This window comes from Halovenus rubra, from assembly GCF_026586665.1.
GTDB classification, from domain to species: Archaea; Halobacteriota; Halobacteria; order Halobacteriales; family Haloarculaceae; genus Halovenus; species Halovenus rubra.
The window spans coordinates 1-1011 of the sequence record NZ_JAODIY010000026.1; the positions used below are offsets into that span (position 1 = coordinate 1).

The following is a 1011-nucleotide window of genomic DNA, read 5'->3' on the forward strand; positions in this document are numbered from 1 at the left end:
CTGGCTTGGAGCCGGAGGACTCGAGGGGTACGTCCGGGGTAGGAGTGAAATCCCGTAATCCTGGACGGACCACCGGTGGCGAAAGCGCCTCGAGAGGACGGACTCGACAGTGAGGGACGAAAGCCAAGGTCTCGAACCGGATTAGATACCCGGGTAGTCTTGGCCGTAAACAATGTCCGCTAGGTGTGGCGCAGGCTACGAGCCTGCGCTGTGCCGTAGGGAAGCCGTGAAGCGGACCGCCTGGGAAGTACGTCTGCAAGGATGAAACTTAAAGGAATTGGCGGGGGAGCACTACAACCGGAGGAGCCTGCGGTTTAATTGGACTCAACGCCGGACATCTCACCGGCACCGACAGTAGCTGTGAAGATCAGTCTGATGGGCTTATTGGAGCTACTGAGAGGAGGTGCATGGCCGCCGTCAGCTCGTACCGTGAGGCGTCCTGTTAAGTCAGGCAACGAGCGAGACCCGCACTCTTAGTTGCCAGCAACACCATTGGTGGTTGGGTACACTAAGAGGACTGCCGCTGCTAAAGCGGAGGAAGGAACGGGCAACGGTAGGTCAGTATGCCCCGAATGTGCCGGGCAACACGCGGGCTACAATGGCCGAGACAATGGGAAGCTACCCCGAGAGGGGACGCCAATCCCGTAAACTCGGTCGTAGTTCGGATTGAGGGCTGGAACTCGCCCTCATGAAGCTGGATTCGGTAGTAGTCGCGTGTCATAAGCGCGCGGCGAATACGTCCCTGCTCCTTGCACACACCGCCCGTCAAAGCACCCGAGTGAGGTCCGGATGAGGTCATCATGCGATGATCGAATCTGGGCTTCGCAAGGGGGCTTAAGTCGTAACAAGGTAGCCGTAGGGGAATCTGCGGCTGGATCACCTCCTACTGATCGGGACTGGGGTCACACCCAGCCCACTTTCGTTGGAGGGTATCGACACTGGACGCGAGCACCGACCGAGCACCTTTGAACTATCAGAGCTAACAATGTACGGCGGACGGGCCCATAGCTC

The 1011-nt window shown here is 58.9% G+C and carries 1 rRNA gene; it reads left to right on the top strand.

The window, feature by feature from the left end:
- Positions 1–885 (top strand): 16S ribosomal RNA (locus tag N5098_RS15125); the annotation flags it as partial.
- Between the last annotated feature and the right edge of the window lie 126 nt (positions 886–1011).